Origin of the sequence: Endobacter medicaginis, assembly GCF_014192375.1 — a bacterium.
In the GTDB taxonomy this organism is placed as follows: domain Bacteria; phylum Pseudomonadota; class Alphaproteobacteria; order Acetobacterales; family Acetobacteraceae; genus Endobacter; species Endobacter medicaginis.
The window spans coordinates 343,297-357,768 of sequence record NZ_JACHXV010000002.1; the positions used below are offsets into that span (position 1 = coordinate 343,297).

12 protein-coding genes, 1 tRNA gene and 1 pseudogene are annotated in these 14,472 nt (G+C 67.7%); 3 read left to right on the top strand and 11 right to left on the bottom strand.

Annotated elements, in window-relative coordinates:
* Positions 1–195: 195 nt before the first annotated feature.
* From FHR90_RS03675 to FHR90_RS03685, 3 genes are all read right to left on the bottom strand, one after another.
* Positions 196–972 carry a DoxX family protein gene (locus tag FHR90_RS03675; protein ID WP_183274767.1) on the bottom strand — a complete coding sequence of 259 codons (777 nt, stop codon included), beginning with the start codon at positions 970–972 and terminating at the stop codon, positions 196–198.
* A 75-nt stretch (positions 973–1,047) separates the two neighbouring features.
* Positions 1,048–1,377, bottom strand: a complete 330-nt coding sequence (locus FHR90_RS03680) for a hypothetical protein (protein WP_176626855.1) — start codon at positions 1,375–1,377, stop codon at positions 1,048–1,050.
* A 50-nt stretch (positions 1,378–1,427) separates the two neighbouring features.
* A tRNA-Met gene (locus FHR90_RS03685) sits at positions 1,428–1,502 on the bottom strand.
* Between the two features lie 98 nt (positions 1,503–1,600).
* Between FHR90_RS03685 and FHR90_RS03690 the strand changes: the two genes are divergently transcribed.
* Entirely contained in the window at positions 1,601–2,731 is a 1,131-nt protein-coding gene (locus tag FHR90_RS03690; protein ID WP_183274768.1) for a mechanosensitive ion channel family protein, read from the top strand.
* Between the two features lie 606 nt (positions 2,732–3,337).
* Here FHR90_RS03690 and FHR90_RS03695 read toward each other — a convergent pair.
* Both FHR90_RS03695 and prmC read right to left on the bottom strand, forming a co-directional pair.
* Positions 3,338–3,623: pseudogene (locus FHR90_RS03695) on the bottom strand (DUF4167 domain-containing protein); the annotation flags it as partial.
* A 344-nt stretch (positions 3,624–3,967) separates the two neighbouring features.
* Positions 3,968–4,822 carry a peptide chain release factor N(5)-glutamine methyltransferase gene (gene prmC / locus FHR90_RS03700; protein ID WP_246330002.1) on the bottom strand — a complete coding sequence of 285 codons (855 nt, stop codon included), beginning with the start codon at positions 4,820–4,822 and terminating at the stop codon, positions 3,968–3,970.
* 70 nt (positions 4,823–4,892) lie between these two features.
* Here prmC and FHR90_RS03705 point away from each other — a divergent pair, with 70 nt between their 5' ends.
* Both FHR90_RS03705 and FHR90_RS03710 read left to right on the top strand, forming a co-directional pair.
* A complete protein-coding gene (locus FHR90_RS03705; protein WP_176626525.1) occupies positions 4,893–5,354 on the top strand; it encodes a hypothetical protein in 462 nt (153 codons plus the stop codon).
* Positions 5,351–6,193, top strand: a complete 843-nt coding sequence (locus FHR90_RS03710) for an oxygenase MpaB family protein (protein WP_183274770.1) — start codon at positions 5,351–5,353, stop codon at positions 6,191–6,193. The genes FHR90_RS03705 and FHR90_RS03710 overlap by 4 nt, the downstream gene beginning before the upstream one ends.
* 25 nt (positions 6,194–6,218) lie before the next feature.
* Here the strand turns inward: FHR90_RS03710 and FHR90_RS03715 are convergent, their stop codons facing one another.
* The 6 genes from FHR90_RS03715 to ispG all read right to left on the bottom strand — a co-directional run bounded on the left by FHR90_RS03715 (position 6,219) and on the right by ispG (position 14,465).
* Positions 6,219–7,289: a beta-propeller fold lactonase family protein gene (locus FHR90_RS03715; protein WP_176623939.1), complete on the bottom strand. Its 1,071-nt coding sequence runs from the start codon at positions 7,287–7,289 to the stop codon at positions 6,219–6,221.
* Positions 7,290–7,338: 49 nt separating this feature from the next.
* On the bottom strand, positions 7,339–8,394 hold the full coding sequence (locus FHR90_RS03720; protein ID WP_218062036.1) for a YncE family protein: 1,056 nt from the start codon (positions 8,392–8,394) through the stop codon (positions 7,339–7,341).
* A gap of 47 nt (positions 8,395–8,441) precedes the next feature.
* A complete protein-coding gene (locus tag FHR90_RS17715) occupies positions 8,442–10,478 on the bottom strand; it encodes a lipoxygenase family protein (RefSeq protein WP_176623937.1) in 2,037 nt (678 codons plus the stop codon).
* Positions 10,479–10,953: 475 nt separating this feature from the next.
* Positions 10,954–12,021: a peptide chain release factor 1 gene (prfA, locus tag FHR90_RS03730; protein ID WP_176623935.1), complete on the bottom strand. Its 1,068-nt coding sequence runs from the start codon at positions 12,019–12,021 to the stop codon at positions 10,954–10,956.
* Complete coding sequence (hisS, locus tag FHR90_RS03735; RefSeq protein WP_183274771.1) at positions 12,018–13,262, bottom strand: histidine--tRNA ligase; 1,245 nt, start codon at positions 13,260–13,262, stop codon at positions 12,018–12,020. The genes prfA and hisS overlap by 4 nt, the downstream gene beginning before the upstream one ends.
* A gap of 45 nt (positions 13,263–13,307) precedes the next feature.
* Positions 13,308–14,465, bottom strand: a complete 1,158-nt coding sequence (ispG, locus tag FHR90_RS03740) for a flavodoxin-dependent (E)-4-hydroxy-3-methylbut-2-enyl-diphosphate synthase (protein ID WP_176625923.1) — start codon at positions 14,463–14,465, stop codon at positions 13,308–13,310.
* Between the last annotated feature and the right edge of the window lie 7 nt (positions 14,466–14,472).

The window sequence follows — 14,472 nt, forward strand, 5'->3', positions numbered from 1 at the left end:
CAGCCGGCGCCGGCGAGGCTGGTGATCATCACCGGCCCGAACGGCGCGGAGACGACGACCTTCGTACGCTCGTTTCTGCCGGCGGTGGGGATCAGGGATCTCGCCATCGCCGACCTGAGCGGCTGGTCATGTCAGCGCCGAAGAACGCTGCGGCGAACGCGCTCAGGCTGCGGCGGCGCTACCCGGCCCCACCGCTCAGGCCCAGCCCTTCGACCGCGCCATCTCCTTGGCCCGATCGCTGGCCTGGGCCGCCGCCTGGCGGGCGTAATCCGCCGCCACATCCCCTGCACGGCTCGCCTGCCGCGCCGCCTTGCGTCCCAGCACCCTCGCCTGCCGACCGGCGGCCTGTCCTGCCGAGCTCGCCGCACGTCCGGCCAGATCGGCCGCAGCCGCGCCGGCCTGCTTCGCCACCCCGGCCGCAAGCCCGCCTGCCTTGCGTGCAGCGAGGCTGGTCACTCCCATCGCGGCCTTGCCTACGGCGCAGCCCGCACGACCCGCCACCGACGCGCTTCCGGCGGCCAGTGCGCCGGCCACCTGCCTGACCTTCGACGGTCCCGGCGCAGGCGCACGATACGGTGCGGAAGGTGTGGCCGGCTTGGGCGTGGGAACGGGCGCGGAGGGCGCTTCGGGGGTCGCCGCGTGCGCCCTGCCGCCACCGAGGAACCCGCTCGCCGCAGCCAGCAGCATCGCTGCGCGCGGCGTGACCAGTTCGTCGTCGCCATGCGCGATCTCGTGCTGGAGCACGCAGCCGGACGTGGTTGTCAGCAGCGCCGCGCCGACCTTCTGCGTGCGACCAGTCACCAGCAGCAGCGCGCCGACGAGTTCGGCCGCACCGATCACCTGCATGCTCTGCTTCGGCCAGCCCCAGGATTCGAACAGCTCCGCCTGCGGCCGGACCGCGAGCAACTTGCTCGCTCCGGCGACCCCGAAGCCGAGACCGACGAGCGTGTGCCATGCAGAGGGTTTGGACATGTCGTTTCCGTCGCGCGATTGAACCGTTGACTGCCCAACGCCGGGCCGCGGGCGGGGTTCTATGGGGTCGGGCGCTCAGGGATCGATGGTGGCGGCGAGTTCCATCGGCAATGCCAGCAGCCGGGCCACCACCTCGTCACCCTGCCCGGCCACCAGCACCTCGCCGGGCCGCTCGCTGTCGATGACGGTGATGCCGCGCTTCGGACAGATGCCGAGGCATTTGATGTCGATCACCTTGAGATAGCGGCCGCCATCGCGCCTGAGCGCCTTCTTCAGCGAGAGGTCGCCCTGCTCGCCATAGCCCTCATTGTCGAGCTTACGCGAGCATTTGCGGCAGACGCCGATCACCCGGCGCCATTTGACGCGGATCGGCAGGATCTCGCCATCGGATGCTACGATGCCCATCGTTCCTCGCCTCGCCGTAGCGCGCATAACGAAAAGAGGGCCAAAACGGTTGGTAGCGGCGGACGGATTTGAACCGCCGACCAAGGGATTATGATTCCCCTGCTCTACCGCTGAGCTACGCCGCCAAGCCGTTCGGTGCGCCCCAATAAGGCCCGCAGCCGCAGGTGTCAAACCCCCGCAGGCAGTTTGCAACCCGACCGCAGGCAGGGCTTTTGAGACAATGATGAACCGATTTACCTATTTCATGGGCCAGGTGCGCGACTGGCTGAGCTGGCTGCCGGCCCCCGTCGCCGCGGCGGCCGTGCTGGTGCTGGCCGGCGCGGGGGCCGCGCTGCTCGGCCGGATGACGACCAATGCCTTCCTGCGCGTGCCCGGCAGGCGCGGCGCGGTGGTGCGCTCCTTCGCCAAGGACATGCGCCGGCCGCTGCGGGTGTTCCTGGTCATCGTCGCGCTGAGTGCGACGATCCCGGTCGCCGGCCTGCCCTATCGCTGGATCGCCATCCTCTACCAGATGCTGCTGGTGGTGTTCATCCTGCTGGTCGGCTGGTCGCTCAGCATCGGCGCGCGGTTCTGGTCGCAGCAATACCTGTCGCACATGTCGATGGATGGCGACGACAGCTTCACCGCCCGCAAGCACGTCACCCAGATCCGCGTGCTGCGCCGGGCCATGGATCTGATGATCTTAGTCATCACCGTCTCCGCCGCCCTGATGACCTTCAAGCCGGTGCAGCAGTATGGCGTCAGCCTGTTCGCCTCCGCCGGTGCGGCATCGCTGATCGTCGGTCTCGCCGCACGGCCGCTGCTGACCAATCTGATCGCCGGCGTGCAGATCGCCATCACCCAGCCGATCCGGCTGGAGGATGCGGTGATCGTCGAGGGCGAATGGGGCTGGGTGGAGGAGATCACTTCCACCTTCGTGGTGGTGCGGCTGTGGGACTGGCGGCGGATGATCCTGCCGATTTCCTACTTCCTGGAAAAACCCTTCCAGAACTGGACCCACCAGTCGGCCTCGCTGATCGGGGCAATCTATCTCAATCTCGACTATCGCGCGCCGATCGAGGACATGCGCGAGGAACTCGCCCGCATCGTGCGCGCCAGCGCGCTGTGGGACGGCAATATCTGCAATCTTCAGGTGTCCGACGCGACCGAGCGCACCATTCAGGTGAGAATGCTCGCCAGCGCACGAAACGCACCGCAGACTTGGGATCTGCGGTGCGAGATCCGCGAGAAGATGGTGGCCTTCCTGCGCGCCAACTGCCCGGAGGCGCTGCCGCGCCTGCGGCTGTTCGACGACCGGCCCGGCGACGGGCCGGAGATCAGTCCTCCACGGCCGACAGGCTCGTCGCCGGGGTGATCTCGGGCTGATCGCCCGAACGGCGGTCCTCTGCGACCTGCGGCTCGGCAGGCGCCGACGCGACCCGCCGGCGGGTGCGCGGCGCGCGCGGCGCGCGCGCCGGCGTGGGGGCGGCTTCCACGGCCGCGGTCTCGGCCGCAGGCGCGGGATCGACCACCACCTCCCTGACCACGGGCTCGACAGCAACCGGCGGCGCAACGCGCTCCTGCCTCAGTTCAACCACGGCGTCGTCCGGTGTCTGGACCGGCAGCTCGGCCTGGCTGGCGGCCTGTGGCACGGGCTGGCGGAAGCGCTGGTCACGGTCGCGATCGCGGCCGTACGTCCCGTCCGACCGCTCGTTGCGCCCGTCGCCGCGAGCCTCGCTGCGCTGGCCCTCATTGCGTTGGCCGTCATTGCGATAGCCATCGCGGGGCTGGTCGCGATTGTGTTCGCGGTTGCGGTCGCGATTGCCGTAGTCGCGGTTTGGCTGCCCGTCGCGCTGACCACCGCCATTGTTGCCCGTGAAGCGTGGCTGCACATCGGCCTCGTCCTCACCCTCCTCGGGATCGGCGAATCGGCGCTGGTTGGAGTTGTTGTAATGCGCGTTCTGCTGGCCGCCCTGGCCATGCTGGTTCTGCTGTGCGGCCTGCGCCATCGCGTTGACGATGCGGAAATAATGCTCCGCATGCTGAAAATAGCCCTCGGCGGCGACGCGATCGTCGCTGCTGCTGGCATCGCGGCCGAGCTGGAGATACTTCTCGAACAACTGCTGCGCCGTGCCGCGCACGCGCATGTCAGGACCGTTGCTGTCGAAGACGTGGTTCCGGTTCAGCGGCACCTGGCCGTTATTGTGCCGGATCGCGCCGCCACCCCCCGAACGGTGGTTGCGGCCTCGCATGCGCTTCATGTTCATCGGCTTGTTCGCAGCACTTTCCTGTCTGGTCCGGCCGTCATGTCGACCCTGACCCGGGCGCCCGCCCCGTCTTCGACGCTACCTGGATGAAGCGCGCCGACCTCCGCGAACCCATCCCGAAGGATGAATTGGCGACCTTGAAAACCGGGGGGCCGTTCTGATGGCCTCCGCGCCCTGGACTTGCGAACCACCCGCACCCTGGCAGGAATTCCGCAACGTCCGAAATGGGGCTGGACCATCCGTCTGCCGCCTGAGCGGCCTCTGGATCAGGAAAATATCGCGATTCCCGTCCCGTGCCAATGGTTTTTCGGCCACACCCGACCGCCAACCGCACAGCGCCCCGATCAGACGAGGCGCCGCCGCGCCGCCATCACACGCTCGATCCCGCCCAGGTCACACCGCAGCGCCAGCAGATCGAACCCGTGCGCCGCCAGCATCGCCACCAGCGCCGGGGCCTGCCCGATGCCAAATTCCAGCAGCAGCACCCCCTCTTCGGCGAGCAGACGCATGGCCAGCGGCAGGATGGTCCGGTAGGCATCGAGCCCGTCCGCGCCACCATCGAGCGCCGCCCGCGGCTCCCAGTGCCGAACCTCGGCCATCAGCCCGGACAGGTCGCCGCTCGGGATATACGGCGGGTTGGCGAGGATCACGTCGAACCCGCCTCCACGTCCCCGCTCGCCCAGCGCGGCGCCCCAGTCGCTGCACAGGACCGCGCTGCGTCCGGCCAGCCCGTTGCGACGCGCGTTGGCCCGTGCGAGGGCCGCGGCCTGTGGCGCGCGCTCCACCCCCAAGCCCCAGGCGGACGGATACTCGGCGAGGGCGGCGAGCAGCAGACAGCCGGTCCCGGTGCCGAGATCCAGCACCCTGCGCACCGCACCACGCTCCGGGCGCAGCGCCAGCAGCGTCTCGATCACCGTCTCGCTGTCGGCCCGCGGCACCAGCGTCGCCGGCGAGACGGCGAGATCGAGGCTCCAGAAGCCCCGCGAACCCAGCAGATGCGCCATCGGCTCATGGCGCAGCCGGCGCGCCAGCAGGGCGTCGAACCGTGAGACGGACACCATCGTGTCGCGCGGCGCCAGCATCAGCGCACCGGGGCTCTCGCCCAGCACATGGGCGAGCAGCAGACGCGCCTCGCGTGCGGGGGAGTCGATGCCGGCCCCGCGCAATGCGGCCGTCGCCCGATCCAGGGTCGCCCCCAAGGTCGCCGTCCCGGGGTCGCTTTGGCCGGGGGGCTGCAGCAAGGAGGCGCCTGGTGTAGTCTTGGCCGTCATGTCCTCACCACGTCTGCATCCCATCGCCGTCGCCTGCGGCCTGTCCCTTGCCGGATGGCTGGCCTGCACGCCGGCGCTGGCCGCGCAGTTCAGCATCGTCGACCAGCGCGGCGAGGGCGAGATCTCCGAGCGGACGCGCTTCTACATCGACGGCGTCCTGGTCGCCCAGGCGCAGCTCGGCGACCGCCAGAACGAGACCGTGATGCAGGTCACGGTCCCTGACCGCGACCACTACGAGTACAGCCTCTGTGGCAGCGTGACCATCCAAAACCCCGGCGGGACCGAGACGCATGAGGTGAATGCCTCGGGTATTCTGCGTCATCCGGACGGGCACCGCTTCGAGGCGATGGGCACCGAGAACTACAACGGCTTTTACCTGGTCGACCGCACCGACCCGACCAGCGGCAGTGTCGAGAACCGCGCCATCCGCTCGCTGGCCTGCGCGTCGCCAAGCAGTTGACTCCACCCGACCGCCTCGCCGGCACCCCGCGCGACGCCATCGCCCGTCGCGTCTCGGAGCTGTTCACCGATCCCGACCGGCCCGATCCCCCGGTGCGGCGCAGCAGCGAGGCGCTGTTCGCACCGGATTCGATGGCCTGGCGGGTGCATGGCGATGTCGGCGCGATGATGGTCGGCGGCATCGCCTCGCTGCTGATGCAGATGCTGCACCCGGCGGTGCTGGCCGGCGTGTGGGACCACTCGGCCTTCCGCGAGAACATGCAGGGCCGCCTGCGCAGCACCGCGCGCTTCATCGCACGCACCACCTATGCCGCACGACCCGAGGCGGAGGCGGCGATCGCCCGGGTGCGGGCGATCCACGAGCGGGTCTGCGGCACGTTGCCGGACGGCACGCCCTATCGGGCCAGCGATCCGGCCCTGCTGGCCTGGGTGCATGTCACCGAGACGAGCTGCTTCGTCGAGGCGTGGCGGCGCCATGTCGCGCCGGGGGCGACGCTGGCTGAGCAGAACCGCTATCTCGACGAGATGGCGCGGATCGGCCTCGCGCTGGGTGCTGCGCCCGTGCCACGCTCGCGACGCGAGGCGCAGGCGCTGATGGCCTCCACCCGGCCGCAGCTGCGCGTGGATGACCGCACGGTGGAGGTGGCCCGGCTGCTGCGTGAACAGCCGGGCGGCAACCTGCCCGGACCGATCCGCGGCCTGCTGATGCAAGCCGCGCTCGACCTGCTGCCCGGCTGGGCTCAGGCGATGCATGCGCGCACCCCCCTCCGGCCACCGCGTCCGCTGGTGAGGCTCGCGGCAACAGGGGCGGCATCGACCCTGCGCTGGGCGCTGCGCTGAACGACGGAGCGCCCGACGCGTCGGATCAGAAATAGACGCCGGCGACGGGTCCGGTCCCGGTCGACAGCACGTTGCCGACCTGCTGGAAGGTCGAGGTGTCGTAGGTGGTCACGTGCCCGGTCAGGCCCGGCGGCAAAACGTAGAAGAAATCGTAGATGAAGAAGCGCAGCGCGGGCGGCAGCGCCGACACGGGGCCAAGATCGCTCAGATAGGCCTTGGTGCCGTCGGGGCTGAGGCCGACGAACGCCGGCGCGTTGGTCGTCGGCATCTTCCGCACGATCTTGTCGGTGGTCATGTCGATGACCGTCACGTCATAGGTGCCGATATCGGCGACCCACATCTTCCTGCCATCCGGCGTCAGCGTGCCAGAGAGCGGCCAGCTCCCGGCGGGCAGGGTAATGGTGTCGGCGATCGTCATCGTGCGCGTGTCGATCTTGGTGATGTTCGACGTCGTGAAGTTCAGCGAATAGACATAGATGCCGTCCGGACTGATGGCCGACCAGGCCGGCACCATGCCGCTGACCGTGATCGCGGACAGACGCTGGCCGGTGGCGGTATTGTAGACCTCGAGCCCGTTGGACGTATTGAAGACATACAGCTTGCTCCCGTCGGGGCTGACCTGCACCGCCATCGGTCCCATCGCGGTCGGGATCGTCCTGACGATGCTGTCGGTCGTGGTGTCGATCACCTGCACGACGTTGGCATTGGTCGGCACGTAGAGATAGCGGCCATCCTTGCTCAGCTCGAACGACGCATACGGGTCGCCCATCATGCTGATGGTCTTGCTGACCGTGTTGGTGGCCGTGTTGATGACGCTGACCTGCCAGGGCAACAGGCCGAAATTGTCGACATACACCTTCGAGCCGTCCGGCAGCGCCTTGAGCACGATCGGATGCGTGCCGACGCCGATCTTCGTGGTCAGCGCGCCGGTATTGGTGTTGAACACGTAGACCGAGTTCTCGTCATCGACGGGAATGTAGATGGTCCCGGCTGCGGGAGCGGCCAGCGCGTTGCCGCAGCCCAGCACGGCCAGGCCCCCGAGCAGGGAGGCACGCAGCGAGCGTGCGAGCACGCCCAGGGCTGAGATGTATTTCATGATTTGCTCCGAATGAGATCGAGATCGCGGGTTGAAGACCGGGAAGGGCCTATGGCGCCGCCGGGATCCACGCACCGATACCGGGTCCGGGACGGACCACGACCGGGGCACCGACGATCCGGTCGGTGGCGGGATCGAAGGCGATGATCTGGCCATTGCCGAGCCAGCCCAGCGTGACGAGATTGAGGAACGAGATGCCCTCGCCGAGCGGTGTGACGAAGGCGGCGGTGGATGCGCCGAGATCGGAAATGTAGCCGCGTGTGCCATCATCGCTGAAAATGACCGCGACCGCGGAACCGGCGGTGGGAATGACGCCGCGGAGCCTGTCGGTGACGACATCGTAGATCCGTACGCCGCTGCCGCCGAAGACGCTCACATAGAGCTTGGTGCCGTCAGGGGAGAGGATCGAGGTGAAGGCGCCCGGCTCCGCGGGCGTGTAGACGCCGTTGAGACTGGTGGGAATGATCGATGTCAGCCTCCAGTTCGCGACATCGATCACACCGATCGAATTGACCGTGTCCACATAGAGCTTTTTGCCATCCTTGGTGAAGGTGTACCAGAACGGCGCGACGCCCCCGGTGGCGATCGGCGCCCTGATCTGCTGGCCCGTCACGGGATCGTAGGCGCCGATCCGGCCATCGGCAAAACCGACATAGAGGGCGCCATCCGGGCCCGGGATGGCACCCACCGGCACGGCGGCAAACCTGAGGCTGCGCACCACCGTGTCGGTGGCGACATTCATCACCTCGACGGTGAATCCCGCCTCCGGGAGATAGACCTCCTTGCCGTCGTTCGACATGAACGCGCCCAGCGGCACCGAGGCCACCGCGATCGTGCGCTGCGTGTTGTGCTTGAGGTCGAGCACCGTGACGCTGGCCGGCAGCAGGCCGAAATTGTCGATATAGACCTTGCTGCCGTCGGGCGTCCTCGCCATGACCGCCGGGCGCGACGCCGGCAGCGGCACCGTGAAGCGGTTGACGACCCGGTTGGTCGCACCGTCGATCACGGCCACCGTGTTGCTGTCCACCTCCGGCACCAGCAGACTGCCGCTGGGAGCGGCCTGGGCGGTGACGCTCGCGCCGATCCACAAGGTCGCGGCAAGCACACCAGAGATCCGCGATCCTCTTGTCTTCAAGGGCATGTTTTTCAATCTCAGATATTGGTGCTGGTCGGAATCCGGCTCGGCAGCAGATACGGGTAGGGATAGCTGCGGGTGGTGTTGGCTGCGTTGATCTTCGCCTCGATCGCCGTCAGCGCCGCCCGATATTGCGACAGCGGTCCGCCCGTTGCGGTGATCGCCGGATCGGTGAGGGTCGACAGATACGCGAAGTTGGCGCTCTGGTAATTGCCGAGCGAGCGGTAATGCACCGAGCCAAGCAGATACAGGAAATGCATCTGCGCGATGGCGGCCACCATGTTGGGCAGCAGCGCGTTCCAGTTCTGCTGGCTTGCCGACAGGCCCGATGGCGGCGGCGCGTTCATCACGCCCGAATAGACCGGCTGGTAGACCATGAACTGGCTTTGCGGAAAATTCACCGCCGCGTGCTGGGCGGATGCCGTGAACATGATCATCGCGACGACCTGTGCAAGCTGGCTGCGCGAGGTGATCGGCCTGAAGCCGAGGATCTTGCCGCTGGAGGCAATCTCCGTCACCCAGGCCGAAAGCTCGCCATCTCCGACCACGTCGGCGTCAGACTTGTAGTACACGCCGATATAATTCGTCGCCCAGTCGAGCAGCGCCTGCCAGATCAGCAGCGCATCGTCGCGATATGGGTATTCGGGCAGCACGCTGCTGCTGGCGACGCCGCGGTTGGCGAAATCCACCGGCGGCATCTGATTGTAGAAATCGAAGGCCAGTCGGTCGCGGGCCGCGGCCTGCTGGGCTGCGGCAATCGGACCCCCGAGAATGAGATCGCCGAACGTATCGGGCGACATGATGATCGCCGCCGCCAGCTCGTTGATGAAGATATCGCCCTCGTAATGCGGCAGCAGCAGCACGCTCAGCGGATGGTTCGGCGCGAGCTGCCGGTGCGTCGCGACGCAGAATGCCTCGGAGACGAGATGCGTGCGGCCGAGATGGACGAACATCTCATGATAGTTGAAATCTGCCGTGTTGACGACGGTCTTCGCCATCTGCCAGGCCCAGTAGGCCTGGCTGCTGGACGCGGCGGTGCGACAGATGATCGGATTCGTCGCCGGGTTCTGGCCACACTGGATCGCCACCGCCGACAGCGTCGCGGCACCCGGCAGCAGCGCGAACAGCGCGATCGGCGCGGCGACATAGCCTGTCCCGGTCAGGGTCTTGCTGGTGCCACCGGCCGGCGCCATCGCACCGAGCTCGACATAGTCGAGAATGAACAGACGCTTGCCGGCAAGTGCCGCCGACAAGGTGTCGGTCGTGTTGAGCGCGGCCTGGTACTGCGCATTGGTGATCGGGAACTTCGTCGGAATGGCACTGATCGACGTCAGCAGCATCGGGTTGGGTCCACCGACACGCAGATAGGCGAACATCGCGTCGTCATGGAGATAGCCGGCAATCTCGGGGCGCGAGATTGCGGTGAACAGCGCATCGTAACTCGCAGGCGTTCGTGTTGCAGTCGTCGATGTCGACGACAGCGCAGTCGTCAGCACCGTCAGCGCGCTCTCGCCCATCGTGCCGAGTTGCGTGAACAGTGCCTGCAGACTCGTCTGGAGCTGACCGGCCAGCAGCGCGTTCACCGTCGCGTCGCTGCCGGTCTGAGCCTGAACGAACAGGGACTGGCTCGCTGCCAGCGTGGTGCGCGCGGAGGCGAGCTGGCTGTTGATGCTGGAGAGCTGCGCGCCGACCGCCTGCCCTCCCACCGTGGCGACCGCGCCCAGCAGGTTCGCAACGATGGTGATGCCGACGGAGATCGCGCCGATCAGCCATTCGATGGTCGGCAGTTCCTGGGTAGGCAGCAGCGCCGAAAGCGGCACGCCGGGCAGCGTCGGGAACTGGTCGGTCCAGACATACTGGAGCTGCATCGATGCGATGGCCGCACGCCGGGTCACTGCATCGATGATGCTGACTTTCTGCGGCAATGTCGGCACCGAGACCGTGGCGGTCGTCGTGAGCGGCATCGACGCCGCGGAGGCGATTTTCGACAGGTTCGGGAACACGGAGAGGGCCGACAGCCCGGTTCCGGCTGCAAGGAACTCGCGACGACGCACGTTCGATCTCCAGCGGCTCAGGATTTCGGCCGCCGCACCCGGCCGAAGGGTGCGACGTCGCGCATTGTCCGGACACACCCGACCCGTGCACCGTCCACAACCACGGGGCGGGGCGAGTAACACTCAGTGACGAATTGCCAAGGGGGGGGGTGCCTTACGTATGCGTTACGTTCCGCTTTAGATACGTATCAAAATTTCGTCAATTCCAAATTCTCTCGATATCGTGATAAATTCGAGACAATGTCAGATGGATACGGCCGCCCTCAGGCCGTCTGCCAGCACAGAGCCTCTTTCAGTATCCGGCTGTGAGGCCCGTCGGGGGCGGGGACACGCCCGGGATGCGCTTTGCGAGGGACCTGAGTGGACCGGCACAGCCAGTCGTCGCCGGCGACGCCATCGGCAGCGCGAGCGCTGCACAACCGTACCGTAACGGGATGTCAGGCGTTGCCCGGCGTCATCCCCGGGGCACCCGGCATCAGACGCCCGCCGCGGCGAGCAGGGCGGCCTGCTCCTCCTGGGTGAGCGCGTCGACGAACTCGTCAAACTCGCCCGCCATCACCCGATCGATCTTGTAGAGGGTCAGGTTGATGCGATGATCCGAAACACGGCCCTGCGGGAAGTTGTAGGTGCGAATGCGTTCGGAGCGGTCACCGGTGCCGACCTGCGAGCGCCGGTCGGCCGCGCGCGCATCGGCGCTCGCACTGCGCTGCGCCTCGTACAGCCGCGAACGCAGGATTTTCATCGCCTTGGCACGATTCTTGTGCTGGCTGCGCTCCTCCTGCATCGCCACCACGGTACCAGTAGGGATGTGGGTAATGCGCACGGCCGAGTCGGTCTTGTTGACGTGCTGGCCGCCCGCACCCGACGCACGATAGGTGTCGATGCGCAGGTCGGCCTCGTTGATCTCGACGTCCACCTCCTCGGCCTCCGGCAGCACCGCCACCGTGATCGTCGACGTGTGGATCCGCCCCTGGCCTTCGGTCACCGGAACGCGCTGAACCCGGTGCACGCCGGATTCGTATTTCAGTCGGGCGAACACCCCCTTGCCGGAAATCTCCGCCACCCCTTCGCGCAAGCCACCGAGCTCGGATTCGCTCGCCTCGAGCAACTCGAAGCGCCAGCCGCGCAGATCGGCATAGCGCCGATAGGCGTCGAACAGCTCGCGCGCGAACAGGGCCGCCTCGTCGCCGCCCGCCGCGGGCCGGATCTCCACGATCGCGCTGCGCTCGTCGGCCGCATCGCGTGGCAGCATGGCAATCCGGATTTCATGACGCAGGCCCGGCAGGCGGCCACGCAGCGCGTCGAGTTCGCCGATCGCCAGCTCGCGCAGCTCGGGATCCGACAGCATCGATTCGAGCCCGCGCTCTTCCGCCTCCGCATCGCGCAGCGCACCGATCCGCCCGACCAGCGGCTCGAGCTCCGCATATTCACGCGAGGCGGCAGCGAATGCCTCGCCGGCAAGTTCCCCCGAGCCGAGCATCGCCTCAAGCTCGGCGAACCGCCCGACGATGCGGTCCAGACGCTCGTCGAGCGACGCGCTCATCGGGCAGCGAGATGGGCAGCCACCGAATTCAGCGCGAGATCCTGCTGCTCGCCACCCCGCAGGTCACGCACCCGGGCGACGCCGCGTTCGAGCTCGTCCTCGCCGATGATCACCGCATGCGTCGCCTCGATACGGTTGGCGCGCTCCATGCGCCGCTTGAGATTGCCGCGATACCCCATCTCGGCCCGCAGGCCGGCGCCGCGCAGAGCCTGCAGCACGCCGATCGCCGCCGCCTCGGCCGCCTCACCGACGGGGATCACGCTGACGGTGGCCGCGATCGCCGGCGGCTCGCCGGCCAGCATCGCCAGGCGCTCGATCCCGCCCGCCCAGCCAATCGCCGGCACGGCCGGGCCGCCCATCTGGGCCACCAGCCCGTCATAGCGTCCGCCGGCCAGCACCGTGCCCTGGGCGCCGAGCCGGTCGGTGGTGAATTCGAACGCGGTGTTCACGTAGTAGTCCAGACCGCGCACGATGCGCGGGTTGTGGACGTACTGCACGCCGAAGCGGTCGAGGCCCCGCCGCAACCCATCCCAGAACGCCTGCGCCGCATCGGACAGGGACGCGCCGATCAGCGGCGCATCCGCGAGAAGAGCGCGATCCTCGGGGGCCTTGCTGTCGAGGATGCGCAGCGGATTGCGCTCCAGCCGGAGACGGCTGTCTTCGGACAGGCGGTCGCGGAAATCATTGAAATAGCCGACCAGTGCGGTGCGCCAGGCGGCGCGGCTTTCCGCGTCGCCAAGGGTGTTGAGCTCCAGCGTGGTCTCGCCCGCGATGCCCAGGGCCGCGAGGATGTCGCGGGCCAGCGCGATCGCCTCGGCATCGGCGAGCGGCTCCGGCGGCCCGATCAGCTCGGCGCCGATCTGGTGAAACTGCCGGTAGCGCCCCTTCTGCGGCCGCTCGTAGCGGAACATCGGCCCGGCATAGAACACGCGCTGCGGGAGCGACTGGGTCAGACCGTTGGTGACCAGCGCCCGGCAGATCGCCGCCGTCCCCTCGGGGCGCAGCGTGAGGCTGTCCCCGCCGCGATCGGCGAAGGTATACATCTCCTTCGCCACCACGTCCGACGTCTCGCCGAGCGAGCGCGCGAACACCCGCGTCTCCTCGAAGATCGGTGTCATCCACTCGTCGAACCCGTAGGTGGAGGCGACACGACGTGCGGTATCGACCACATGGGCGAAGCCGCGCTGCTCCGCGCCGATCAGGTCGCGCGTGCCGCGAACCGGCTGCGGTGTATCACTCATCTCTCGAACAACCAGACCTGACCGAACGTTTTGAAGAAGAAAGCCTTACCCGATATGCTCGGGAATGCGCGACGCGGCTGCCGCCTCCGCGGCGGTCTGCGCGGCCTCGGCGGCCTGGATCTCGGCCACCTTCTGCTCGACCAGCTCGATCACGTGCTCGACCATGTCGCCATCGGCGGTGGTGTGGTCCTGCTTGCCGGCCGAGTAGACCATGTGCCGTCCGGAGCCGCCGCCGGTCACGCCGAGATCGGTCATCAGCGCCTCGCCCGGCCCGTTGACCACGCAGCCGATGATCGACAGCGTCAGCGGCGTCTCGATATGCGCCAGGCGCTCTTCCAGCGTCTGCACGGTCTTGATGACGTTGAAGCCCTGACGCGCACAGGACGGGCAGGAGATGATCTTGACGCCGCGATTGCGCAGGCCGAGCGATTTGAGGATGTCCCAGCCCACCCGGACTTCCTCCTCCGGCTCGGCGGAGAGCGACACGCGCATGGTGTCGCCCACCCCGGCCCAGAGCAGCGAGCCGAGCCCGATGGAAGACTTCACCGTGCCGGCGCGCTGGCCGCCGGCTTCGGTGATGCCGATATGCAGCGGGTGGTCACACACCTCGGCAAGCTGGTTGTAGGCGGCGACCGCGAGGAACACGTCGGACGCCTTCACCGAGATCTTGAACTCGTGGAAATCGTGGTCCTGCAGGATCTTGGCATGCTCGAGCGCGCTCTCGACCAGGGCGTCGGGGTTGGGTTCGCCGTATTTCTCCAGCAGATGGCGCTCCAGCGAGCCGGCATTTACCCCGATGCGGATCGAGCAGCCATGGTCCTTCGCGGCATTGACCACTTCGCGCACCCGGCTGGCATTGCCGATATTGCCCGGATTGATGCGTAGGCAGGCCGCGCCCGCCTGGGCCGCCTCGATGGCGCGCCGATAGTGGAAATGGATGTCGGCGACGATCGGCACGTTCACCTCGCGCACGATCTCGGCGAGTGCCGCGGTGCTTTCCTCGTCGGGACAGGAGACGCGCACGATGTCCACCCCGGCCAGTTCGGCGCGGCGGATCTGGGCGATCGTCGCCTCCGCATCCGAGGTCAGCGTGTTGGTCATCGTCTGCACCGTGATCGGCGCATCGCCACCGACCGGCACCCGTCCGACATGGATCTGTCGCGACTTGCGGCGGGTGATCTGCTGATACGGGCGGTACATCATGAGGCGT